A 24,600-nucleotide genomic window follows, 5' to 3' on the forward strand; every position below is an offset into this window, starting at 1 on the left:
GACCGATACGGGCTCCGTTCGACACGGGCCGTCCGATCACTTTCCCGGCTCGAACGCGTGAACCGGAACAGCTCGGCCGGTTGCGGAGCACCGGCCGAACGATCGAACCATCGCCCGTGGGGACGAGACGTTCCGTCGCCTTCCGGAAAACGGCTCAACGAACTCCCGGATGGCCGACCTTCCGGTTCGCGCTACTCGGTTTTGACCTTGGTCCTTCCTCGGCCGACGGCGGCACGCCGGGCCTTGAGCATCGAGAAACGATCCTGCTGCGCCTTCTTCTCGCCGAACACGAGCGAGGAGATCGCGTCGAACACCTCTTCCGGGTTGGGCAGGTACTCGATGCGATTGAGGGCCTGAATCTGTCCGGCGGACTCCACGATCAGCGTGCCGTATCCGAACACCCGACCGGGAACGCTACGGGAATAGGTCAGGTCGGTGACCTTGGTCACGGGCATCATCTGCACCGACGTCATCAGGATGCCCTCGGTGATCATGAATCGTTTGTCCGTTACCACGATGCGCTCCACGTACCAGTCCAGCACCTGGTAGACGAATCGCAGCAGCACGAAGAGACCCGCATACCACAGGAGATTCTGCAGCAGCCAGCTCCCTCCGGGGAACAGGTAGGAGATCATCATGAAGCCCGCGAGCAAACCGGCGGCCTCGAAGATGTCCCACACGAGACAGGCCCAGTGCCTGCGCACTCTGATAACCCGTCGCTCGGTCTCCAGCAGGTACTCGTCCGGATCCCGTGGTGCGAACATAGCCACCACCCTCGCGTGGTTCGACTTTCCCGACCGGGACCGATCACGGTGTTCACAGTGCCAGTCACGGCCCCGAGCCGGGCTGTGCGCTTGTGCGGCTCTTCACCGGTCGCGCGTTGGCCGTTCGGCCGATGCCCCGCCCGGAGAAGAACGTCTCACTCAACGGAACAGATTGCGCATGAACGTGATCACCGCCTCCGCGGACTGACGCAGGCTGTCGAGGATGCCGTCGACGACATCACTGGCCTCGTTCGGCGCGGAGATGAGGAAAAACAGCAGGAACGCGATCCCGGCCCAGGTGAGGATCTTCTTGATGTTCACTGTCACGCACCCCGTCTGATCTGACCTGTATTAGTGCTGGCACCTGCTGATCCGTTGTACCGCACTCATCGCCTGTACGGCAGGTTTTTAGCGCACTTGGGTCAGTGGATGGGAACCGGCATCGAATTCACTACCCTGTGTGTCCATGACGGACTTCGGGAACATGGTGATCCGCTGCGTGGGGGCGGTGATACACGACCGATACGGCCGGTTGTTGTTGATCAAGCGAGCCAACGATCCTGGTCAGGGCAAGTGGTCGCTTCCGGGAGGCAAGGTCGAGGAGAGCGAGAACGACGAGGCGGCGCTGCGGCGTGAGATCGCGGAGGAGACGGGGCTGCCGGCGACGATCGGTCCGGTGGTGGGGCGGCTGACGCGATCGGGATCACACTACACCTACGACATAGTCGACTACTCCTGCCGTGTGACAGAGTCGGACATCGTTCCAGGTGACGACGCTACTGATGCAATGTGGACCGATCATGCGACATTCGCCACACTGCACCGGTCCGAAGCGCTCACCGAGGGACTGGCGGAGCTGCTGGCGCAGTGGAACTGCTTGCCTCGCGAAGTCTGATCCGAAGCCCGAGAAACCCCTTATCGGGGGACGTGGCGATCGTGGCGCACACATGTTGTCGACAACACCCCAACAACGGGGGTAACCACATTGATCGACACTCCGCCAAGAAACCTCCAAATTTCACTCGAAACGACGGGTTGCCGCACTATGCAATCCGGGGCGGGCGTCGCGAGAACCGCTGCCGAACCGTCGAACCGCCCGAAGCGGTTGTGCGCTTGATAATCGAATGGCCCGCGGCCCACACCGCTTCGGACACCACGCTGACCGACGAGTAGGATGCACGGGTGGTCGGTCACCGACCTCGGACCCGCAGTCGAACCGAACGGAGGTGAGGATAAGTGCCAGACACTGCCGGCGGCTCAAGCAGTGCGGACAGTGCACTGCCGTGCAGTATCGGCCGCATCCCCACCGAGCGATTCGGTCGGCACGGCTCGGAGCGTGCCGCGGTTCACGGATGATCAACCGGACCGATATCCGGTGATTTACCGGAACGGGTGGGGATGCGCACACCTGACACCGAATCCGGGTGTCACGGAACAGCCACGAAATCCCGCCCGGAGGTCCCACCGTGCCAAGTCTGCCCAATCTGGGGCTGCGTAACCGCATCAGCCGCGGTGAACGCGGTTCCCGAAAAGTCTCGGCCGTCACGGCTCGTTCCGCCTCGGTCGTGGACTGCGCCGTTTATGTCGAGGGCAAGCGATTGCCCGGTGAATGGTCCTACGAGGACGCGATGGCCGAGGTCCGCAACAGGCGGAACGGCTTCGTCTGGATCGGACTGCACGAGCCGGATCAGGACCGGATCAACGGGGTCGCCGACACCTTCGGGCTGCACGAGCTCGCCGTCGAGGACGCGGTGCACGCGCACCAGCGCCCCAAGCTGGAACGCTACGACGAGACATTGTTCATGGTGCTCAAAACGGTGCGGTACGTACCGGACCGAGCCAGGGCCACCAACAGCGAGATCGTCAAGAGCGGTGAGCTCATGATCTTCCTCGGCCGGGACTTCGTGATCACCGTGCGGCACGGCAGCCAGGCAGCGCTCACCCGCGTGCGGACGGAGCTCGAAGAGTTCCCCGAGCAGTTGGCCCTCGGACCGTCGGCTGTGGTGCACGGGATCGCGGACCACGTGGTGGACAGCTACCTCGAGGTCACCGAGTCGATCCAGGACGACATCGACTCGATCGAGACCGAGGTCTTCGCGCCGCGCACGAGTATCGACGCGGAACAGATCTACCTGATGAAGCGCGAGGTCATGCAGCTACGTCGTGCGGTCATGCCGCTCTCGCAGCCACTGCAACGGCTCGCGGGCGGCTACACCCCGCACGTCGCCGAGCAGGTTCGGTCCTACTTCCGCGACGTGGAGGACCACCTCGCCACCGTCTCTGAACGGGTGGCTTCCTTCGACGAGCTGCTGACGACCCTGGTCGACGCGACACTGGCCAAGATCACGCTGCAGCAGAACACCGACATGCGCAAGATCTCCGCGTGGGTGGCGATCATCTCCACCCCCACCATGATCGCGGGCATATACGGGATGAACTTCGACAGAATGCCGGAGACGGACTGGGCGTTCGGCTATCCCGTGACCCTGCTGGTGATGATGGCGTGCTGCGTGGTGCTGTTCAAGATATTCCGTAAGAACAACTGGCTGTGACCCACAGCGGTAACGAACCGCGAATCGACAACGACACATCGGGCAGGGCCAGTTGCGCCCTGCCGACGAAAAAGAAAGCCACCACGAGCGCCCTCCGTCGGGTACTCCATTGGAGAGCCACCGGACCGCTCGTATCGGACGAATGGTGGTGCCGCCGGCTCCGGACCGACGGTACCTCGTGCGGCGAGTCGAGGGGATCGCTGCCGAACCCGTAAAAACCGTTCCGTGAGTTCCACGGACTCGAAGATCGTGGTTGGGAGGGAATCGTGCGACACATTCGGTGCGGACGGATCTCGGAACCGACACGGCCGGCAACCGCGCGGGCAGCGACGTCGTCCGCGCCACGAGAGGGGCGAAACGTCCGGCACGAACGAAAACCCGGCGCGATGTGGCACGTGACTCCCACACTCGCGCGCGGTGAGGCCGCGGCGTACTGATTCATCCGGGAGGCACCACGGGCCACATCGTGCGGCGAATCCCGTTCGCCCGGCGGTTCGTACCGGGCACGGAAATCGTTTCGATCTGCACAATGGGAGTACCGTCATGCCCCGTCTGGTCACCAACAAGCTCGCCCTGTTGTTCACACTGATCAACGGCTGGATTCTCACGCTGTTCGTGATCATCGCGAGTCAACTCTGAAACTTCCTCGGAGACGAGTTCCGGGGAAACCGCAACCACTCAGCCGAAGAATTCCACGGGAACGCACCCTTCGAGAGAGCCTCCGAGCCGTCGGTCCGGGTGCTCGTCGAGCTGTGCGAACACGTCTCACGAGTATGCCTGCCGGGAATGCAACCATTCCCCCTCCGGGTGAAAATACGGCGCCGGTTATCCCCCGGCGGAGCCGCTTCGGTCCGTATGTGCACGTAGATGCGGTACAACTTTCGTTGTCAGCACAGGTGAACGACGGAAGTTGTATATGGTCAGGACACCGCCACGGTTGTTGCTCGCCGCCGCACCACTGACACTGCTGCTCGGTGGGTGGCAGTTGGCCCCGGCCGAGCAACACAATGCCGAAACAACCAAGCCAGCCGAGGGAATCGCCTACACCGAGGAGGCCCCCCAGCCGGAGCGTAGCGACAGGATCGACGGCAACGACGAGCTCTACGACCCCCACGAGATCGACCAGCTCGAACCACCGAACGGGAACGGTGACTCCGCTGTTCCCGGAACAACCGAGAACACGAGCGGGAACGAACGGCCCGACAAGCCCGGGGACACCTACGATCCGAATGAGATCGACAGGCCCGGTGAGGCCCAGCCTTCCGGAGAGACTCAGCCTTCCGGTGAGGCTCAGCGCCCCGGGAACACTGCCGAGCCCGACGAGGCGGACGGTCTCGACAAGGCCGAACGGATACTCCGGTTGACCAACGAGGCGCGCGGCCGGGCCGATTGCCCGGATCTGCGGCTGAACGAGACGCTGAACGATGCCGCGCGGCGACACAGCGCGCAGATGGCCCGGCAGGACTATCTCGGTCACCGGGGCACCGACGGTGCCGATCACATTAATCGTGCCAAACGAGCGGGCTATCCCTCGGTATACGTGGGAGAGAACGTGGCGGCGGGCAACGCCGACGCGGCGAAGACGTTCCGGCAGTGGATGAACAGTCCGGAACACCGGCAGAACATCCTGAACTGCTCGTTCACCGAGCTCGGTGTGGGATACGCCAGCGACCGGGACAGCCGGTGGACCCACTACTGGACCCAGATGTTCGGTAAAACCGACTCGACGAAATGACATCGGACCGGAATGACATCGGGCCGGTTCCCCTGCGAGCCGGCGTCACAGCGAGACGCGGTACGGCGCGAGCGTGGGTCGGCTCACGGGAACCGAAAGACGGCGGACAGCCGAGCGTCGTCCCGGCGGGAGGTGTCGGCACTGCCGCGCCGACACCTCCCGTCTCCCCGGTACCTGTGTGGCACACGCGGACGGCCGACGGTAGGAACTCGTCGACCCGGTTCTCACGGCCGTTCCCGTGGCGGAACCTCTCGCCTGCTCTCGCCGCGGCCAGGAACGCCATCGAGTGGGTAGGTCACTGCTGCGAAGCCTGACCACCCATGGCGAGCCGAGCCAGCATGTCCCGGGCCTGTTCGGCGTGGCTGGGTTGGCTCAGTACGTCGTAGCGTCCGGCCACGACCTGGCTGGAGGAGGAGAAATCACGGCGGCCGCGCATGGAGGCGTACGTGATCGCGGCCGAGACCATACCGAAAACGATCCCCGCCGCCAGCACCACCAGCACCGGACCGAACCAGGGATTCTGCACCGTCAGAATACTGATCACCAGCCCGATGAACAGTCCGAACCAACCTCCGGAGAGCGCTCCGCTACCGAGCACCCTTGCCCAGTTCAACCGTCCCGTGACACGTTCGACCAGCATGAGGTCGACCCCGACGATCGTTACTTCCTGCACCGGAAAATCGTTGTCGGCGAGGTGGTCGACGGCACGCTGCGCCTCCTCGTACGTGCCGTAGGAGCCGATCGGCCAGCCAGTCGGCGGGGTGGGCAAGCTGGGAAGCCCCGGAGCCGACCGGGCGGAGCCGGGAAACAGGCTGCTCACCGTAGACACCTCCGTAGAGACCGACGTCCTGCGCAGGAGCGTCGTCAGTGTTGTTCACCGGGGCACAACCGGTTGCTCCGATGGCCGAACCACGTTGATCCCGGCTCGTACGGCCCGGTTCTCACCGCGACACGGCCCGAAACCTGCCGAATGTCCCTTCACCGCCAGTCTACCTCGCCCGCTGCGGCGGGCAGCGCCCGTGATGATCTCCCCGCCGCTCCGGTCGGTCCGTGACGAATCGGCCGCTCTTGATGTAATCGAGGCCGCGATGGTCGGCTTTCGAGGTGCCCCGCTTCTGATGTGAGCGGCACGGTGCGGACCGCGAGGGCCCCAACGGTCAGTGACGCGGCATGAGGGTGAGCGGATTGATCCGGACTCGTCCACCTACAACGGTTCCGACTCCGCGACGCACCGCTCGACGATCGACCACCCAGGTGAAGAGCAGCACAGCGACGATCATCGGAATCACCTGGATCACCGGGTAGTCCCCCGCCTGCTGGGTACTGGGAACCCCGCTCAGTCCGGCGACGAGCAGACTCAGAGCGTTGTTGGCGGTGTGCATGGCGACAGCCGCCTCCAGACCTCCGGTTCGGATACTCAGCCAACACATGCTCGTGGCCATCAGGAAGAGTTCGACCCAAACGAGCGGGTCGGTGTAGCCGTGCCCCAGCAGAAACACCAGCGAGGTCAACAGAATCCCCGGCCAGGGAATCCGGAACCAGGCCGTCAGCGTCTGCAGCAGCAGACCGCGAAAGAAGAGTTCCTCCGCCGCGCTCTGCGCGGGCACCACTAGCACGGCCAACAGTGCCACCACCAGATAGCGTCGCCAGCCGGGGAAAGCGGGCATCGGGGCACCGGACATCAGCTGCAGCGTGAGAATCACGGCGAGCAGCACGCCGAACACCAGCAGCGCCCAGAGCATCGTTTCGCCGAGCCAGCGAATCCGGGGCATCCCGAGAACCCCGACCACGCTGCCGAAGCCACGTCGCTGCACCCATCGTGCGGTCAGCGCCACCGGAGGGATGAGCGCGATCAGCGCCGCGAAACTCAGGAACAGGGTCGACAGTGGTGAGGAGAGCACTTCCAAGAGATGCCCCGGAGGCAGCGCGATGCTCAGCGCTCCCCACGGGCCCGCGAAAACGATCATCCCGACCAACAGCACGGCTGCCAGGACCAAGGCAAGCAGGGTCAGCCCGAGCAGCACCAGCAGCGCCACGGCGGGACGCCACCAGCGATGGGCCGAGTTGCGCGCGAGCAGGTGGAAGGGTGTTCCCTCCGGCACCGAAGCCGGGAAGCCGGGTTTCGGCGGTGGGGGAAGCGGTGGGGGCGCCGCTCGGGCGCCCCCACCGCTCCGGGACGGGTAAGCAGCGGGATCGGACACAACAGCATCCTAGGAGAGCTCGATTCGGGGGCGTCACGGTGCGCGCGGCGGACACCGCCGGTCAGGCGCGCGAGGGTGTGTCCAGCGAACCACGCGGTCGCGGTTCGAGCACGTCGGCGACACTCAGCAGTATCGTCTGCCCCCAGGCAGTGAGGAGCAGCGCCGTCAGGAACCAGAATGAAACCGACCAGCTCTGCAGCACCGCGGGAAGCAGCAACAGGCCGGGGAGCACCGCACTGAGCACAGTGGCGACCACTCTGCCACCAGTGCGCAGCGCGAAGGTGGCGTACCAGGTGATCCCGGCCCCGGCCAGCGTCAGGCCCAAGGGCCCCAACCGCATTCCGAGACCGAACAGCCAGAACCCGACCGCGGCCAGCAGACCGGCTGCCGCCAGCCCGGCCAACGCTCGGGTGAGAGCTGAGCCTGCCCCGGAGGTCATCAGCCATCCCCAGCGCAGCGCGGCGACCACTGCCAGTAACGCGGCGATCCAGCCCACCGCACCGGGCCACGAGTCGGACATCTCCACCACGTGCAGCCAGCGCCAGGCCTGGAGTTCCTCGACCCGTTGTGCCTCGCGCATCGTGATGAACGCGAGCTCCTTCGCGGCGGAAGACGAGGACTCGGCCTCGGACGAGAAATCGATCGTCGGGGAACGCATGAACTCGGTCAGCGCGACGGCCGTGCCGCTCAGCGCCGTGCCGAGCGCGGCGCGGCGGGGTGCTGCGAGCGCGAAGGCGAGCAGCATCGAGAGCGGTTTGAGCACGATCATGCTCACGGTGGCGAGGGAACGGCGGAACCCCCGCCAGCCGGGCAGCAGCGCCCGATGGGCGAGCAACGCGCAACGGGTGGCCAGGGAAGCCATCCGCCGTTCCGCCAGGTCACTCGGGCGTTGTTTGCCCACGGCGTAGGCACGTACCTGCTGATCCAGCAGTCGGGGATCCCGCACCGGCCGGGCGTCGCTCGCGTTCGGGTCGGCCCCGGGATCGACGGCGGCCACGAGCGGAAGCTCCTCGGCGGCAACCGTCCACTGCAACCGTTCCACCACGGCACGGCGGGTCACGGTCAGTGGATGCTCGTCGGGGGGGTTGGCGAACAGGGCCTCGAGCTCGGCCCGCACCGCGCCGGAGTGCTCCGCCCAGCGTTCGGCGAGGAACTCGTGCCACTGTCTCGCGCTGGTTTCGTCGAGTTCCCCCAGTTCCGCCTCGGTTGGCCGGCTGAGGATTCGCTGCAGCGCGTCACCCAAACCGTCGGCTCCCAGGTGCCCGCTGTGCCGAACCAACCGGTCCGGTTCGATCAGCATGGGGACCAGCCCGGCCACCGCGTCCAGCCTGCCCCACATCCAGTCGTTGGCGCGCCATTTGGCGGATAGGAAAGCACCGAAGTTGCCCAGGCCGGACCCGCGCACCTTGTCCGCCAGCGGGATCTCGCCGGCCGAGTCGCGTAACGCGGTGAACGGCAACGGGCTCGAGTTGTCACCGGCCAGGCGGTGCAACAGGATGTGCGAATCCGCTCCGGTGTCGCCCCGCATGGGCGTGGTGAGTACGACCAGTTCGCGGAGCAGCCGCATCGGGTCGACGTCGGCGGCGAGTTCGAGCAGCGAACGCGTCACCCTGTCGATCTCGACGAGATCGCCCGGTGAGAGGGCCGCCACCAGGTCCCCCACCAGGCGCTCCAGGATGGCCCAACTCTCGGCGACCGCATCCACCCCGACGTCGTTCTCGGCGGCTTCCGCGCCCGAGGAGCTCACTATGGCGGACAGTTCCGCGTTGAACTCCGCCAGACGCCGCCGAAACCGCGACCCGAGCTCGGCCCCGGTGTCGAACGAGTCGGTGTCGAGGTTCCCCTCCCCGTGCTCACCTGCCTCGGCGGTCCCGCCATCGGGGTTCCGCTCGTCGAGCGACCCTTCGTCGAGGACGCTGTCCAGCAACGGCGCGAGCAACGCCCCGACCGGGGAGGGCAACGCGTGCTGCAACCTGTGCTGCCTGTCGAGCACGCACTCGATCCAGCCGGCCAGTTCGGCACGCACGAAAACGGGTTCGGTCCCGGCCGCGTGGATCCAGCAACGATCGGTGTGGCCGCACAGGGTCTCGGCGACGGTGCGCAGTCGGTACAGCGAGGCCTTCACGAGAGCGAACCGCGCGGAGCGCCGATGGGCCTCCAGCTCGCGGACCCAGCGCAGACATTCGTCCACGGCGGACAGCAGCGTGCGCACGTCGTCGAAGACTTCGCCGGGACGCCGCTGGGCATGCGAGCGGTACTGCTCGGTCAGTCGATCGCGCAACCCGGTACACGCGGTCGTGGGCCACTCCCGCAGCGGCTGTTTCGGAATCGGGTCCAGCAACGGGGTACCGGTGGTGTCCTCGGGGGCGGTGAGTAGCTCGTGGACCCGGAGGGCCCGGGTCTCGGCGAGCCGCGAGGCGTAATCGCCGGAAACCGCCCGTACCCGATCACCGAGCAAACGAGCGCGACGGGAGCGCGGTGTCACGGCGAGCTCGGTGAGCACGGCGTCCCTGCGTCCGGCGGCTCGGCGTACCGAGCCGTTGTGCCTGCCGATGCTGTCGATGTCGGTCAGCAGACTCTCCTGGCCGAGTTTCGCCCGCAGTGCCGTCGCGGTGACGGCTCGGGCGAACCGTTCGCCACGGGTCTCGGCACTGGGCGAGTCCGGCTCCGGGTTGAGGTAGAGCAACCAGCGTTCGGTAGGCGCATCGGCCTCGACCCGCCGAATGGCGTCGACCGCCGCGGTGACGGGGATGTTGTCCAGCACTCCACCGTCGATCACCCGGAAGCGCTGCTCGGGGGAGTAGGCGATCTCGGAGAACCGCCCGTACAGATTGGGCACCGAACCGGGCAGCGAGTCACTGTTTCGGTGGCCCGAGGTGTCACCGGAATCGTCGGCGCGGAACACGGCCGGTTCGAAGGCCATCGGGAACGAGGAGGTGGCTCTGGCGGCCTGTGCGAGCAGTCGCGCGGTGGTTCGGGCCTGCTCGGCCGGACCGAAGTCGCTGAGTGGTTCACCCGGCCTCCCGCGGTGCCGGAACCGGAACATCGCCCGCCTGCGGGCTTTGCCGAACTCACTGCCCACCGCGTCGAAATGCCGCTCGGCCACGGGATCCAACAGGGTGGCGGTCAGTAGGAGTTCGACGCGTTCGACCGGTTCTGTTCGCCGTTCGCGGCCGATCTGCTCGGTGAGCAGCTCGGTCAGTTCCGCCCGGAAGTACTCGTCGCCCTCCAGCAACGATTCCGGCTTGGGCTGCCAGGGCCGGGGAACCGTGCGGGCCATCGCCTCCAGGTCGGCCAGCCGGATCCAGGCACGGCGTGTGGCTGTGAACGGCATGCCGTAGACCAGCGATGCCGAGAGCAGTGTCGCGTTGAGACCACCCGCCGAAGTACCGGCGAGCACGTCCACCTCGACGGACTCGTAACCGGCCAGCTCGGCCAGCTCGGCCCAGGGGTGACGCTTCTCCGACCGCTTCGATCCGGCGCTTTCCACCGGGGCCCAACGACGCAACCGGTCGATCTCGGCTACCGCTCCCCCGATCCAGACCGCCATACTGGCGCCACCACGCAACGCCAACGCGAGCCGCAGCTGCCGTGAGGAATGCGAGTTGGGTTCACCACTGGACACTTCGGACTCGCCTCTCGATCGACCGGCCGATTGATTGGCACTTTCCGAAATCTACCCCCGGAAGACGCCACCGGGAACTGCCGATCCGACCATGGCGTGTTCCGCCGTTTTCGCCAATCACGGTGACTTCCTCGGAACGTGCCGAGCACCTGTCCAGCGTGAGTGGTGGGAGTTCGGCACTGCGTATCAGCGGCGCGGCGATTTCGCGAGAAATTGACGCCGCCCCGAGGTCAGGGGCGGGATGCCCGAAGGGCCTCGCGATGACGAGGCCCGATATCGGGTGGCGCCTGTGCCGCGCCCCGAACCGAAGTACCCGGCCGCTCTACCGCTCGACGTGAATGGCACGGGCGGGGCACAGCGCGGCGGCCTGCCGCACGTCCTCGGTCCGATCATCGGTGGGCTCGGCCTCCAAGAGCTCCACGATGCCGTCCTCGTCGCGCTGGTCGAACACGTCGTCGGCGGTCATCACGCACTGGCCGGAGGCCACGCAGCTCTGCTGGTCGACGGTAACCTTCACTGTTCTCTCCTCTCCCGTTCCGCTCGTCCCGGTTCTTCGTGGTTCCGCACCGCCCGAGAGCGGCGATTTCGCGAGAAATCGACGCCATCGCAGGGTGGCCGCCCCGGCCGGGACAACGACGGGGTCGGGGTACGGCCGGGGACGGCGAGCCGAGTGGGTCACCAGGTGACCGGCAGCTCGTACACCCCGTAGACGGAACCGTCGTGTTTGAACGAGATGTTCTCCCGGTCGGTGGCCAACCGCAGGGTTGGGATGCGCCGGTAGAGCGTGCTGTAGACGACCCGCAGCTCCAGCCGGGCCAGTGGCTGCCCCAGGCACTGGTGGACCCCGAACCCGAAGGCCACGTGGTGTCGGGCGTCGCGCCGGAGGTCGAGCTGGTCGGGCTCGGCGAAGGCGTCCGGATCGCGGTTGCCGATGTCGTTGGGCACGATCACCCCTTCGCCCGCTCGAATTACCTCACCGGCGATCTCGATGTCCTCCAACGCCACCCGGCGCCGACCGTTGTGGGTGATGTGCAGGTAGCGCAGCAACTCTTCCACCGTCGAGGCGACCAGTTCGGAATCGTCGCTGTTCTCCCGCAGTTCCGCCAGCTGCTGGGGGTGTTCCAACAGGGCCAACGTGCCGAGCGCGATCATGTTCGCGGTGGTCTCGTGTCCGGCGATCAGTAGCAGCACCCCCATGCGGGATGCTTCCTTCCTGGGCAGCTCGCCGGACTCGACACGCGCCGCCAGATCGGAGAGCAGGTCCTCCCCCGGATCGGTGAGTTTCTGCCCCACCAACCCGTCCAGGTATTCGGCCAGCGTGCCGAGAGCGGCGGAACGCTGCTCGGTGGTCGAGTCCCGGTGGACGATGACCTTGCTGTTGCGCTGGAAGAAGTCGTGATCGGCGTAGGGCACGCCGAGCAACTGGCAGATCACCAGCGACGGGACCGGCAGCGCGAAGGCCTCCACCAGATCCACCGGCTCGTCGGAAGCGAGTATCTCGTCGATCTTCTCGTCGACGATCCGCTGCACGAACGGGCGCATCGCCTCCACCCGTTTGATGGTGAAGGGGGCCGTGACCATGCGACGCAGCCGGGCGTGCTCGGGGTCGTCCATCAGGATGAAGCTGACGGGGGACCCCTCGCTGTGCTCGTCGCTGACCGGTGCCGGAGCCGGATAGCCGGGGTTGCTCGGGTCGGAACTGATCCTGGAGTCGGCAAGCAGCGCCCGCTGCTCGTCGTAGCGGTTCACCAGCCAGTGCGTGCTGCCGTCCCAAAGCCGGACCCTACTCAGCGGAGCCTCCCGCTGCATGGCCCGCAGTTGGGGTGGCGGATCGAAGGGACATCCCTCGGCCCTGGTCATCGGGTATTCGGGAACCTCGGCCGCGTTCTCGTCGGCCGAATCCAACGTGCTGGTCATCAACTCCTCCAATGAGATCCGGGACACGGATTCCCGGCGGCGGGGCGGCGCAGGGAGCTGCCCCGCCGCCGGCTTACGAAAACGAGGTGAGAACGGTCAGTTCGGTGCGAGGGCGGGCACGCTGAAGGTGTCGAGGATCTCCCGGCGATGCGTGCGGACCTGTTTGGGCCTGTTCCAGCCGAGTACGGCCACCGGTGCCCCCTGTCTGGTGTAGCGCGCGACGAAACGGCGCTCGGCGGGGTCGCCCTCCAGGATCGTCACCTCGGCATCGGGGTGCGGCACACCGTGCACCTGGATCTTGGCGTCGAACTGGTCGGTCCAGAAGTGCGGAACCGGTGCGTAGGGACGATCGGCACCGAGCAGGTTGGCGGCCACGGTGCGGGCCTGTTCGGTGGCGTTGGTCCGATTCTCCAGCCGCACCGACCGGTCGAGCCCCTCGTGGTGCCAGCGCGCCACGTCACCGACCGCGTAGACTCCCTCAGCCGCTCGGCAGCGTGAGTCGCACACCACCCCGTCCTCGAGCCGGAGCCCGCTGTCGGCGAGCCAGTCCGTGGCAGGAGTGGCGCCGATCGCCACCACCACGGCGTCGGCGGGCAGCGTCTCGCCGGTTTCGAGCCGAACCGCCCTCACCCGACCGTGGTCCGCCTCCAATGCCTCGACACCGGCACGGGGTCGGAGCCGAACGCCCCGTTCGGTGTGCAGCTCGCCCAGCATCCCGGCGACCCGCGGACCGAGCTGGTCGGCCATGGGTGCGTCCTGCAGCCCCACCAGGGTGACGTCCGATTTCATGCCAAGGGCCGTGGCGGCGATCTCCGATCCGAGCACGCCGTCGCCGACGACCACTACGTTTCGCGCCCGCGGCAACTCCGCCCGCAGCCGCAACGAATCGTCGAGGGTGCGCAACACGTGCACCCCCGCCGTGTCCGGAGCGGGCAACCGTTTCGGTCGAAGTCCCGTGGCGAGTACGAGCGCCTCGGCGCGCAGCGTGCGGCCGGATGCGGTGTGGACGGTACGGTCGGCCGGGTCCAGTCGGACCGCCGGGTCGGCGAGGACGAACTCGGCGTCGGTCTCGGCAAGGGCGGTTTCCGTGCGCAACCTGCTGCGCTCGGCCTCCCAGCTGCCGGAGAGGACTTGTTTGGACAGCGGAGGTCGGTCGTAGGGTGCGTGTTCCTCTTCGCCCACCACGGTGATCGTCCCCCGGTACCCGCCGCGTCGCAGGGACTCCACCGTCGCGAGCCCGGCGGCCGAGGCACCGACCACCAGCACACTGCTCGGTTCGCTCATGCGCCTTCACTCACTTCGATGGCGGCGGCCGGGCAGACATCGGCCGCCTCCCGAACCGACCCGTGCAGGTTCTCGGAGGGCTGTTCGTCCAGCAGGATCACCAGCCCGTCCTCGTCGCGCTGGTCGAACACCTCCGGAGCGAGCAGCACACACTGCCCGGAACCGCAGCACTTCTCCTCGTCGACAGCGACCTTCACTGGCACTCCCTTCTCGTCGTATCGGTCTCGCCCGTAGCGGGCCCGTGGAGCCCGCGCGGGCGCTCAGGATTCGGTGACGTGTGCCAACCACAGCCCGGTGATGGCGTCGATCAGCCCGGTGGCCGCCTCCTGCCAGCTGGCCCGTGGGGTGGGTGTTCCCTCCGCGAGAGCGCGTTCCCGCTCGGCGTAGGTGTGCACGATCAGTTGCCGGGCCATGTCGGCTCGCTCGGCCCGCACCTCGTCCGGCAGGTCGGGAAGACACCGGTGCAGGCCGTCGAGGATGCGGTGCATGGCAGGCGAGCTCAGCGACTCCTCGACGGCGATGTCCCGCAGTGAGGGCTCGGTCATCACCTGTGCGCTGAACCTGGCGAACCAGGTGGGGCTGTCCAGCTCGGCCAGGTTGTCGGCGCTGGGACGCACCAGGCAGGCAACCCAGTCCCGGACCCGCGGGCTGTCGTCGATCTCCTTCAGCCGCTCGATGCGTAGTCCCTCGACCGGCTCGTTGCGCTTGCGCACGATGGCCCGGACCAGATCCGCCTTGGTCCCGAAGTGATAGCTGACCGCCGTGTTGTTGCCCTGTTCGGCGGCCTCGCTGATCTGCCGGTTGGACACGGCCAGCACGCCGTGCTCGGCGAACAGCCGTTCGGCCGCGAGCAGGATCCTCTGCCGCGTGGCGTTGATGCGTTCTTCCCGTACGGTTCTGCCAGTCATGGCTCTCACCATCGCACCGGTACTTCGCGCAGCCCGCCGACGACCAGCCCTTCGACCTGCCGCAGTTCCTCGGCGGGAACGGCGAGTTCGAGCGAGGGGAGTCCGCGCAGCAGCACCTCCAGCACTCCCTGCAGCTCGGTGCGGGCCAGCGACTGCCCCAGGCAGGAGTGCGCTCCCGCGCCGAAGGCCAGGTGCGGGTTGGGGCTGCGGTCCAGCGCCATGTCAGCGGCGCCCTCGAAGACGGACTCGTCGCGGTTGGCCGAGGCCATGCTGCACACCACGGTCGTCCCCTTGGGCAGGGAGGTCTCGCCGATCTCGGATTCCTCGGTGATGTAGCGGGGCATCCCGAAACCCGGGTTGGCGTCGAACCGCAACGCCTCCTCGACGGTGCTGCGAACGAGCGATCGGTCCGCCAGCAGGCTTTCCCAGCGCTGCCGGTCGGACAGCAGCATGGACACCATCTTGCCGATCATGTTGGCCGTGGTCTCGTGCCCGGCGACCAGCAGCCCCTGACCGGTCGCGATCAACTCCTCGTTCGACATCGCCCGACCCTCGGAGTCCGTCTCGGCGAGCAGTGAGCTGATCAGGTCGTCGCCGGGTTCGGCGCGTTTGCTCTCGACGTGAGCCGCCATGTACTCGACGAACTCGCGCTGCGCCGCGGCGATCTCCTTCTCGCCGTAGCGGGTCATGTTCAGCAGCGTGTCCGACCAGTAGGAGAACCTGTCCCGGTCGGAGGCGGGCACGCCCAGCAGGTCGCAGATCACGTAGACCGGCAGCGGGAAGCCGAGGCTCGCCTTGAGATCCGCGGGCTGGCCCTGCTTGACCATGTCGTCGATGAGCCGCTCGGCCATTTCCTCGATACCCGGCCGCAACGCCATCATGCGCTTGGCGGTGAACCATTTGCTGACCATCCGGCGCCAGCGCAGATGCCCCTCACCGCTCTGCGGCAGCGCGGAGGCCATCGAGGTGTTGAACACGCCGCCGGATTCGTTGTCGGCGACCCGCGCCGCGTCCTCGGCGTCGAGCTGGCGCGTGAACCGGGGATCGGACAGCACCTGCTTGACGTCCTCGTAACGCGTCACCAGCTTGGCCTCGTCCCCGCTGGGCAACCGCACGCCCGCCACCGGGCATCCGCCGCGGAGTCGCTCCCACTCCTCCGGCGGATCCAGCGGAGCCGGATTCGGGATCGGGTAGCTCAGCGTCCGCTCACCCTCGCTGTGGACCATCGCGCTCCCTCCACGTGATTCGTGTCTCCGTTGCCGACCAGTCAACCTCAGATACTAAATTAAGTCAATCGATTGATTTAGAATTTCTCGTAACCCCCATTCGCGACAAACCGAAAGGACGAACCGTGTCGCATGCCGATGCCGCCCCCGAACGGGGCGCTGCCGCACCACCGACGAACCTCGTCGTGGTGGCACTGGCATTCGCCGGGATCGTGGTCTCGCTGATGCAGACCGTGGTGATCCCGCTGGTGCCCGAACTCCCCCAGCTGCTGCACGCCCCTGCCACGGGAACAGCCTGGGTGGTCACCGTTACGCTGCTCGGCTCCGCCGTGGCCACCCCCTCCGCCGGACGCCTGGGCGACATGTACGGCAAGCGGCGAGTACTACTGGTCAGCCTGGTGTTGCTGACCGCAGGCTCCGTGATCGCCGCGCTGAGCGACTCGCTGACACCCATGATCGTCGGCCGTGCGCTGCAGGGCCTGTCCGCGGGCGTCATCCCGCTGGGCATCAGCATCATGCGCGACGAACTGCCGTCCGAACGGCTAGGCTCCGCGATAGCCCTGATGAGCGCCTCGCTGGGAATAGGCGGCGCACTCGGACTGCCCGCGGCCGCGTTCCTGGCCGAGTACACCGACTGGCACGTGCTGTTCTGGGCATCCGGAGCCCTCGGTGCCATGGCAGCTCTGGTGGTAGCCGCGGTGGTGCCCGAATCCTCGGTCCGCACCGGCGGACGGTTCGACCTGCTGGGCGCGCTCGGACTCTCGGCCGGGCTGATCTGCCTGCTGCTGCCGATCTCCAAGGGAGGTGACTGGGGTTGGGGCAGCGGACCCGTCGTCGGCCTGTTCGTGGCCGCGGTGATCGTGCTGCTGCTCTGGGGCCGCTGGGAGACCCGCTCAACGCGACCACTGGTGGATCTGCGCGTGAGCACGCGTCGTCAGGTGCTGCTGACCAACCTGGCTTCCACGGTGTTCGGTTTCGCCATGTTCGCGATGTCGCTGGTGATCCCGCAGCTGTTGCAGCTGCCCGAGGCGGCCGGCTACGGCATGGGCCAGAGCATGGTGGTCGTGGGGCTGGTCATGGCCCCCTCCGGTCTGGTGATGATGGCCATGGCACCGGTTTCCGCACGAATCTCGAAGCTGTACGGACCGAAGGTCACCCTGATGGTCGGTGCGGTCGTGGTCGCGATCGGCTACGCACTCAACATCGTGCTCATGTCGGCCATCTGGCACCTGGTGTTGATCTCCAGCGTGATCGGCGTCGGAGTAGGACTGGCCTACGGCGCCATGCCCGCGTTGATCATGGCCGCGGTGCCGGTCTCCGAGACCGGAGCCGCCAACAGCCTCAACACGCTGATGCGTTCGATCGGCACCTCGAGCGCCAGTGCGATCGCGGGGGTGATCCTCGCCCAGATGACCGTGGAGTTCGGACCGGTGAGCTTCCCGTCGCAGCAGGGATTCCGGCTGGTGATGGGCATCGGCGCGGGCTCGGCCCTCCTCGCTCTGCTCATCGCGGCCTTCCTGCCGAAGCGGCGCTCCACTTCCGAAGCACCGGAAACACGGGGAACCGAGGAGAGGACAACCGTCGGCGAGGCCTCGGCCTGAGTTGAGCTCGCCGAACAGGAGGATGGCCGACCGGCGGACGGTTCTTCGGTACGCACGAGACCGAAGAACCATTCCTCGGGCCACCACCGCGGTATCGCCGCACGTGCTCCTCAGGAGTTCGCGGCCCGGAAAGCGGTGCCACCACGAAGGAGCGCCTCACCTGGCCGGAGCAGCGGCGGATTCGGCCGAAACGGCCGTCCGAGGACGTGCTCGGAACGGTCGGATCAGCCGAACCGGCCGGAGATGTACTCCTCGGTCGCCGTGTGCGTCGGGGTGGAGAAGATGGTGGGGGTCTCGTCGATCTCCACCAGCTCGCCGGGCTGACCGGTTCCCGCGATGTTGAAGAAACCGGTGTAGTTGCTGACCCGGGCGGCCTGCTGCATGTTGTGCGTGACGATGACGATCGTGTAGTTCTCCTTGAGCTGGGCCATCAGATCCTCCACGGCGTGCGTGGAGATGGGGTCCAGCGCGGAGCAGGGCTCGTCCATCAGCAACACGTCCGGCCGCACCGCGATGGCACGCGCGATGCACAACCGCTGCTGCTGCCCACCGGACAGGCCGGATCCGGGCTTGCGCAGCCGGTCCTTGACCTCCTCCCAGAGATTGGCGCCCCGCAGCGACTCCTCGACCACGTCGTCCGTTTCGGATTTGCGCATCCGCTTGTTGTTCAGCCGCAGCCCAGCCGCCACGTTGTCGTAGATCGACATGGTGGGAAACGGGTTGGGACGCTGGAACACCATGCCGACGTGCTTGCGCACATCCACGGGGTCCATCCCGGGGGCGTAGAGATCCTGGTCGTCCATTACGACCTTTCCCTCCACCCGGGCCGACGGGATCAACTCGTGCATCCGGTTCAACGCCCGCAGATAGGTCGACTTACCACAGCCGGAAGGACCGATCAGGGCGGTCACGGCGCGCGGTTGAATCGTCATGGACACGCTGCGCACCGCGCGGAAGGAGCCATAGTAGATGTCCAGATCCTTGACGTCGATGCGTTTAGCCATAGCCCCTCGGCTCCTATCAGTAACACGGCGGGAAAGCGTCGGTGCGGCTGTCGCCGCGCCGCTGTCCCTCGCGGCGCGGCGGTGGCGACTCAGCGCCCCGCTTTCGGTGCGAACAACAGCGATATCGATCGGGCGACCAGATTGAGCACCATCACGATGAGCATGAGTGTCAGCGCGGCCGTCCACGCGCGGTCCAACGACGGCTCGAACGGCACCCCCGGGCTGGCGTACTCGTAGTAGGAGAACACCGAAAGGGTCGCCATCTGCCCCGAGAACGGGTTGAAGTTGGTGCTGCCGGTGGCCCCCGTCGCGATCAGCAGCGGCGCCGTTTCCCCCACCACGCGTGCGATGGCCAGCGTGACTCCGGTGCTGATACCGGCGACGGCGGTCGGGAGCACGACACGCAGGATCACCTTCCACTTCGGAGTACCCAACGCGAAGGCGGCCTCTCGCAGATCGTCCGGAACGATCTTGAGCATTTCCTCGCTGGAGCGCACCACGATCGGAATCATCAACACGCTCAGCGCGACGGCACCGGCGAACCCGTTGACGGTGCCCGGCCCGAACACCAGCGCGAACAGCGCGTAGGCGAACAACCCGGCGACGATGGAGGGAATGCCGGTCATGACGTCGACGAAGAAGGTGATCGCACGGGCCAGCCTGCCCCGGCCGTACTCCACCAGGTAGATCGCGGTGGCCAACCCGATCGGCACCGACATCAGCGTGGCGAGACCACTGGTGATCAGCGTTCCCATGATCGCGTGATACGCGCCACCGCCATCACCCACCACGCCCCGCATCGAGTAGGTGAAGAACTGCCCGTCGAAGCGGTCCAGTCCCTTCGAGATGACGGTGACGACCACCGAGATCAGCGGGGTGAGCGCCAGCAGGAACGCCGAGGCGACGAGGGCGGTGAACGCCCGGTCGGTTGCTTTTCTGCCGCCTTCGACCCAACGCGACCAGCCGGAGATCCCGAGCGCGTAGAACACCGCGGTCAACAGCACGAACGGGGGAACGCCGAAACCCAGCAGCCAGACGAGCAGGGCAGCGAGCACTGCCGCCGTACCGAGGGCGCCCCAGGAAGCCCATCTCGGTAAGGTGCCCCGGACCAGCGACTTCGTCCCGTTCGGCGGTTCGACGCTTTCCGTTGGGGTGGGCGGAGAAGTGGTGGTGCTCATCAACTGGCTCCGGAGAAGTCGGTGCGGCGGTTGATGACCGCGCGGGCGATCATGTTCACGACCAGCGTGATGGCGAACAGCACCAGGCCGGACGCGATGAGGGTGTCGATGGCGACACCGGAGGACTCGGGGAACTCCAGGGCGATGTTGGCGGCGATCGTGGCCGGGTTACCGGAGCTGATCAGGTTGAACGTCACGCCGCCGGAGGCGGAGAGCACGATCGCCACCGCCATCGTCTCCCCCAGCGCGCGCCCGAGTCCGAGCATGGAGCCACTGATGATGCTGGAGCTGCCGAACGGCAGTACCGCCATGCGGATCATCTCCAGCCTGGTGGCTCCCAGCGCCAGCGAAGCCTCCTCGTGCAGTTTGGGGGTCTGCAGGAACGCCTCGCGGATCACGGCTGTGATGATGGGAAGGATCATCACCGCCAGCACCAGTGCCGTGGTGAACATGGTTCTGCCGGTGGTCGAGGGCGGCCCGGCGAACAACGGGATGAAACCGAGGTACTCGTGCAGCCATTCGGCCGGCCCCCGAGTGGCGGGTGCGAGCACGGTGAATCCCCACAGGCCGTAGATGATGCTCGGCACCGCGGCGAGCAGATCCACGACGTAGCCGAGGAACTGCGCGAGCTTGCGCGGCGCGTAGTGCGTGATGAACAGGGCGATGAGCACCGCGAGCGGGGCGGCTATCACCAGTGCCAGCACGGAGGCCAGCAGTGTGCCGAACACCAGCGGCCAGATGTAGAGGACGAGTCCCCCTTCGCCCGGGATCTCCTCGGCGGGCGCCACGAAGGAAGGCCAGGCCTCGATCAGCAGGAACGCCGCCACCCCGGCCAGCACCACCAGGATCAGCACACCGGCACCGGTGGTTATCCCACGAAACGCCTGGTCGGCGGGCCGCTTACGTACTCGACGGGCGGTCGCGGCACCTTGCCCGGTATTGCTCACGAGCGATCCCTTCGGGGTTTGACCTGTGGTTTTGGAGGTGAGAATCCTCGACAGCCAACGACCAAGATTCCGGGGTCACCCTCGCGGTGATCCCCGGAACCGTGGGTTGGTGTGGGTCAGCTGCTCGCGCCGATCGCCTCGATCGCGGGCTGCAGCTTCTCGCGCAGTCCGGCCGAGATCGGGGCCGAGCCGGCAGCGTCGGCCGCGGCCTGCTGCCCTTCCTCGCTGATGACGTACTGGAAGTAGTTGCGGACGAGCTCGCCGGTGTTCGCGTCGTCGTAGCTGCCGCAGGCCATGCCGTAGGAAACCAGCACGATCGGGTAAGTACCGGATTCGGTGGTGTCCCGGGCCAGGTCGTAGGCGTAGACGTGCTCGCCCTGGCCGGTCTTGCGCTCGGAGACCTCCAGCACCTTAGCGGCGGCCTCGGGCGAGTAGGAGACGAACTCCTCGCCGACACCGACCGCGACCTTGCCCAGGTCACCGGCCTGACTGGCGTCGAGGTAGCCGATGGTTCCCTGCCCGGCGTTGATGGCGCTCTTCACCCCGGAGGTGCCCTTGGCGGCCTCACCGCCGGAAACCGGCCAGTTGCCGCTGACCTCGTGCGACCAGGCGTTCGGCGCGGCGGTGGACAGGTAGTCCACGAAGTTCTCCGTCGTGCCCGACTCGTCGGAGCGGTTCACCGGCGTGATGGGCAGGTCGGGGAGATCCGCGTTCGGGTTGGTTTTCTGGATCGCGTCGGCGTTCCACTTGGTAATCTTCTGGTTGAAGATTTTGGCGATCGTCTGCGGAGTCAGTTTGAGTTCGTCGACGCCGTCGAGATTGAACGCCACGGCGACCGGCGAAACGTAGACCGGTACCTCGACGAGGGTGCCGCAACGCTCCTTGGCCCCACTGAGTTCCTCACCCTCGAGTGCCGCGTCGGTGCCACCGAAATCACTCGCACCGTTGACGAAACGCTCCCGGCCACCGCCGGAACCGATCGGCGAGTAGTTGATCGTCACATCGGGATTCTGTTCGGAGAAGGCCGCGCGCCAGGCTTGCTGTGCGGCCTCCTGGGAGCTGGCTCCCGCCCCGTCGAGCGTTCCGGAAAGTCCCGAGCCCTGGCCCGAGTTGCCCGAGGACTCGTTGGCGGCGCCGCACGCTCCGAGAACCACGGTCAGCGCTGCTGCCGCCGCACCGGCGGCAGCACGTCTGACAATACTGCGCTGCACAGGTAGCCCCTTTTCACGCTGCTGCGGCCGATGGGCACCGGCCGTCTTCTGCACTGGCGAGAGTGACACTAAAGCGAAAAGGTGACGTGCCGAATCAACTCAGATGAACAGCAGGGGAATAGCGAACCACAGAAATCACTCATCACGGATGAATCACGAAACAACCACGAATCGAAAACGGCGGTAACGCCGCATCTCGTGGCATCCCGGGAACCCGCTCCGGAGATCCCGGTAATCCTTTTTCGGAACACCCTGTTTTCAACGCGACACAAAGCGTAACCGACGATCGGAAAAGGCGCATCCCAGGGAGAGCCGGAAGGATTCGGGGCCGGGGAAACCACAACCGGCGCGGCGACCCGAGAACGGGACACGTCATCCGTACGGCCGGTTCGCCCCACCGGCGGGAGGCTCAGGCGCGGCGACGGCTATCCGAGCTCTCCCGACGCGGTGAACAACCGCTGCTCGGTCACCCGCAACGCCAAGGATCGGTCCAGTTTGGACATAACCGATTCCGCGCCGGCAGCGCGCAGCAATCTGCCCGCGCAACCCCCACCGGAAAAGCCGAACGCGAGCACGTCGGCACGACGGGCATCGACGATCTCCTCCTCGGTGCTTCCCACGAAAGCCAGCCGAGGGTACTCCACGCGCAGCCCCGCGAGTTCGGCCACCCTGTCCCGACTGCCCGGAATCACTATGGACAACCGGTCGGCTACGCGTAGTCTGCGTGCCTGGGCCGCCACTTCCCGCAACGGCTGTTCGGTGAGCACGATGACCGGGATCGAGGCGAGGCGGGCCCCCACCAACGCGGCATCGGCGCCGGGAACGAGCCGGGCGCGGCCACGGTGGTACTGGACGAGAGTGCCGCTCCAACCCAGCACCACGGCACGATTCGGATCGTCGTACACGGCAAGGGCTCCCGGTCCCGATGAGCAGATGCGCACAGCCTGCTTCCCCAGCGGAAACGAGAACCACCCACACCGGATTAACGAATCCCCAACACTCGATTACACGCACCGAACGGAGGACGCGGCGCGGCTCGGCCGAGCGTCGATTTCCCACGAAATCGCCGCGCCGGAACAACGCAGGTCGAACTTCGACCGCCCCCGCAAGCCGAACCCCCACCACCTACGCAGTCGGCACCGCCGCGGGTTCTCCCGTGCGGCTCTCGCGAGGACGGCCCCGACGTTGTGTAGGCCGCTACCCGATGTCGGGGCACCCGCAGCGAGAGCCGTGCGAGAGGTTCCGCCAAGAAGGCAGCTACGACAGTTGAGACCGACTCATCGCTCCACCGGAGGTTGCCAGGGTTCTTGTCTGGAGAGCCCGGCGGCACGCCCCTTGGCCGCCACCACGAGCGCCATCTTGCGGGAAGCCTCATCGATCATCTCGTCACCCAGCATGGCGGCACCACGCCTGCCACCGGCTTCCGAGGTGTACCAGGAATAGGCGTCGAGAATGTTCTCCGCCCGCTCGTAGTCCTGCTGCCGCGGTGAGAACACCTCGTTGACGGGATCGACCTGCTCGGGGTGCAACACCCACTTGCCGTCCAGCCCGAGCGCGGCGGAACGACCGGCCACCCTGCGCAGTCCCTCGATGTCCTTGATCTGCAGGTACGGCCCGTCGATGGCCTGCAGGCCGTTGGCGCGGGCGGCGGTGAGCAGCCGCATCAGCACGTGGTGATAGGCGTCGCCCACGTCGTAGCCCGGAGGCTGCTCGCCGACCACGAGCGAGGGCATGTTGATGGAGGCCATGAAGTCGGCCGGGCCGAACACCAGGGCACGCAATCGCCCTGAGGCGGCGGCTATCGAGTCGACCGAGGTCAACCCCTTCGCGTCCTCGATCTGCGCCTCGATACCGATCGAGCCCGCGACGATCCCCAACGCCCGCTCGATCTGGGTGATCGTGAGGTCGAGCCAACTCACCTGCTCGGGCCCGGTGACCTTGGGGAGCATGAGGGTGTCCAGCGACCGGCCCGCTCCCTCCACCACGTCCACCACGTCGCGGTAGGCCCAGGGGCTCTCCGGATCGTTGATCCGGACGGTACGGATCCGGTCGCCCCAGCCTCCCTCGTTCAGCGCGGCGACGACGTTCTCGCGTGCCTGGGCCTTGGCCAGCGGGGCGACCGCGTCCTCCAGATCGAGGAAAAACTGGTCGGAGCCCAGCCTCCTGGCTTTGTCGATCATCTTCCGGCTGGAGCCGGGAACCGCCAGACAACTACGGCGGGAACGTTGCGGATCGGCCACGTCGGTCACTCCTTCGCGCGGGAACACTCCTGTCCGATCCTCCGCCCCGCCGGGGTTCGCCGGACGGAAGCGGGCCACTCTCACCACGTGGACGGACGGAGACTTCGAGTAGGTACGCCGCCGGGGCGACGCGTCACCCCGGGTCGCTGCGAACCGGGTTTTGTCTACCACGAGGTGAGCGGCACGCTGTCTCCCGCGTTTCGCCGC

At 66.8% G+C, this 24,600-nt stretch carries 21 protein-coding genes; 4 read left to right on the forward strand and 17 right to left on the reverse strand.

The features are described 5' to 3' along the window. Positions 1-191: 191 nt before the first annotated feature. Positions 192-764, reverse strand: a complete 573-nt coding sequence (locus tag ACOQFL_RS13190) for a PH domain-containing protein (RefSeq protein ID WP_435544431.1) — start codon at positions 762-764, stop codon at positions 192-194. Positions 765-923: 159 nt separating this feature from the next. Further along, entirely contained in the window at positions 924-1,085 is a 162-nt protein-coding gene (locus ACOQFL_RS13195; protein WP_175530102.1) for a hypothetical protein, read from the reverse strand. Between the two features lie 145 nt (positions 1,086-1,230). On the opposite strand from ACOQFL_RS13195, the gene ACOQFL_RS13200 reads away from it, so the two are divergent. The 3 genes from ACOQFL_RS13200 to ACOQFL_RS13210 all read left to right on the forward strand — a co-directional run bounded on the left by ACOQFL_RS13200 (position 1,231) and on the right by ACOQFL_RS13210 (position 5,051). Further along, complete coding sequence (locus ACOQFL_RS13200; protein ID WP_435544432.1) at positions 1,231-1,659, forward strand: NUDIX domain-containing protein; 429 nt, start codon at positions 1,231-1,233, stop codon at positions 1,657-1,659. 571 nt (positions 1,660-2,230) lie between these two features. Continuing rightward, positions 2,231-3,316 carry a magnesium/cobalt transporter CorA gene (gene corA / locus ACOQFL_RS13205; RefSeq protein ID WP_435544433.1) on the forward strand — a complete coding sequence of 362 codons (1,086 nt, stop codon included), beginning with the start codon at positions 2,231-2,233 and terminating at the stop codon, positions 3,314-3,316. A gap of 916 nt (positions 3,317-4,232) precedes the next feature. Beyond that, positions 4,233-5,051, forward strand: coding sequence for a CAP domain-containing protein (locus tag ACOQFL_RS13210; protein WP_435544434.1), 819 nt, complete (start codon positions 4,233-4,235; stop codon positions 5,049-5,051). Between the two features lie 295 nt (positions 5,052-5,346). Here ACOQFL_RS13210 and ACOQFL_RS13215 read toward each other — a convergent pair whose 3' ends face one another. The 9 genes from ACOQFL_RS13215 to ACOQFL_RS13255 form a co-directional block, all read right to left on the reverse strand. Further along, positions 5,347-5,871, reverse strand: a complete 525-nt coding sequence (locus tag ACOQFL_RS13215; protein ID WP_092625778.1) for a YflT domain-containing protein — start codon at positions 5,869-5,871, stop codon at positions 5,347-5,349. 337 nt (positions 5,872-6,208) lie between these two features. Then, entirely contained in the window at positions 6,209-7,252 is a 1,044-nt protein-coding gene (locus ACOQFL_RS13220) for a CPBP family intramembrane glutamic endopeptidase (protein ID WP_435544435.1), read from the reverse strand. A 61-nt stretch (positions 7,253-7,313) separates the two neighbouring features. Then, on the reverse strand, positions 7,314-10,877 hold the full coding sequence (locus ACOQFL_RS13225) for a patatin-like protein (RefSeq protein ID WP_435544436.1): 3,564 nt from the start codon (positions 10,875-10,877) through the stop codon (positions 7,314-7,316). 322 nt (positions 10,878-11,199) lie between these two features. Continuing rightward, positions 11,200-11,394 carry a ferredoxin gene (locus tag ACOQFL_RS13230; protein ID WP_435544437.1) on the reverse strand — a complete coding sequence of 65 codons (195 nt, stop codon included), beginning with the start codon at positions 11,392-11,394 and terminating at the stop codon, positions 11,200-11,202. Between the two features lie 158 nt (positions 11,395-11,552). Then, positions 11,553-12,794 carry a cytochrome P450 gene (locus ACOQFL_RS13235; protein WP_435544438.1) on the reverse strand — a complete coding sequence of 414 codons (1,242 nt, stop codon included), beginning with the start codon at positions 12,792-12,794 and terminating at the stop codon, positions 11,553-11,555. 96 nt (positions 12,795-12,890) lie between these two features. Beyond that, complete coding sequence (locus ACOQFL_RS13240) at positions 12,891-14,078, reverse strand: NAD(P)/FAD-dependent oxidoreductase (RefSeq protein WP_435544439.1); 1,188 nt, start codon at positions 14,076-14,078, stop codon at positions 12,891-12,893. Then, complete coding sequence (locus tag ACOQFL_RS13245; protein ID WP_435544440.1) at positions 14,075-14,275, reverse strand: ferredoxin; 201 nt, start codon at positions 14,273-14,275, stop codon at positions 14,075-14,077. Before ACOQFL_RS13245 ends, ACOQFL_RS13240 begins: the two co-directional genes overlap by 4 nt. A 63-nt stretch (positions 14,276-14,338) precedes the next feature. Then, the gene (locus ACOQFL_RS13250; protein ID WP_435544441.1) at positions 14,339-14,986 is read right to left on the reverse strand and encodes a TetR/AcrR family transcriptional regulator; all 648 of its coding nucleotides are present in this window, start codon (positions 14,984-14,986) and stop codon (positions 14,339-14,341) included. 5 nt (positions 14,987-14,991) lie between these two features. Then, the gene (locus tag ACOQFL_RS13255) at positions 14,992-16,212 is read right to left on the reverse strand and encodes a cytochrome P450 (protein WP_435544442.1); all 1,221 of its coding nucleotides are present in this window, start codon (positions 16,210-16,212) and stop codon (positions 14,992-14,994) included. A gap of 125 nt (positions 16,213-16,337) precedes the next feature. Between ACOQFL_RS13255 and ACOQFL_RS13260 the strand changes: the two genes are divergently transcribed. Next, complete coding sequence (locus ACOQFL_RS13260) at positions 16,338-17,813, forward strand: MFS transporter (protein WP_435544443.1); 1,476 nt, start codon at positions 16,338-16,340, stop codon at positions 17,811-17,813. A gap of 224 nt (positions 17,814-18,037) precedes the next feature. Here the strand turns inward: ACOQFL_RS13260 and pstB are convergent, their stop codons facing one another. The 6 genes from pstB to ACOQFL_RS13290 all read right to left on the reverse strand — a co-directional run bounded on the left by pstB (position 18,038) and on the right by ACOQFL_RS13290 (position 24,393). After that, positions 18,038-18,817, reverse strand: a complete 780-nt coding sequence (pstB, locus tag ACOQFL_RS13265) for a phosphate ABC transporter ATP-binding protein PstB (RefSeq protein WP_435544444.1) — start codon at positions 18,815-18,817, stop codon at positions 18,038-18,040. An 89-nt stretch (positions 18,818-18,906) separates the two neighbouring features. Beyond that, positions 18,907-19,995, reverse strand: coding sequence for a phosphate ABC transporter permease PstA (gene pstA / locus ACOQFL_RS13270; protein ID WP_435544445.1), 1,089 nt, complete (start codon positions 19,993-19,995; stop codon positions 18,907-18,909). Continuing rightward, positions 19,995-20,942: a phosphate ABC transporter permease subunit PstC gene (gene pstC, locus ACOQFL_RS13275; protein WP_435544446.1), complete on the reverse strand. Its 948-nt coding sequence runs from the start codon at positions 20,940-20,942 to the stop codon at positions 19,995-19,997. The genes pstA and pstC overlap by 1 nt, the downstream gene beginning before the upstream one ends. A 116-nt stretch (positions 20,943-21,058) precedes the next feature. Further along, positions 21,059-22,153 (reverse strand): phosphate ABC transporter substrate-binding protein PstS, encoded by a 1,095-nt coding sequence (locus ACOQFL_RS13280; RefSeq protein ID WP_435544447.1) that lies wholly within the window; start codon positions 22,151-22,153, stop codon positions 21,059-21,061. Between the two features lie 425 nt (positions 22,154-22,578). After that, the gene (locus tag ACOQFL_RS13285; RefSeq protein ID WP_435544448.1) at positions 22,579-23,058 is read right to left on the reverse strand and encodes an HAD family hydrolase; all 480 of its coding nucleotides are present in this window, start codon (positions 23,056-23,058) and stop codon (positions 22,579-22,581) included. Positions 23,059-23,430: 372 nt separating this feature from the next. Continuing rightward, the gene (locus tag ACOQFL_RS13290; RefSeq protein WP_435544449.1) at positions 23,431-24,393 is read right to left on the reverse strand and encodes an HpcH/HpaI aldolase/citrate lyase family protein; all 963 of its coding nucleotides are present in this window, start codon (positions 24,391-24,393) and stop codon (positions 23,431-23,433) included. Between the last annotated feature and the right edge of the window lie 207 nt (positions 24,394-24,600).

The organism is Actinopolyspora sabaoui (assembly GCF_051225635.1).
GTDB lineage: Bacteria > Actinomycetota > Actinomycetes > Mycobacteriales > Pseudonocardiaceae > Actinopolyspora.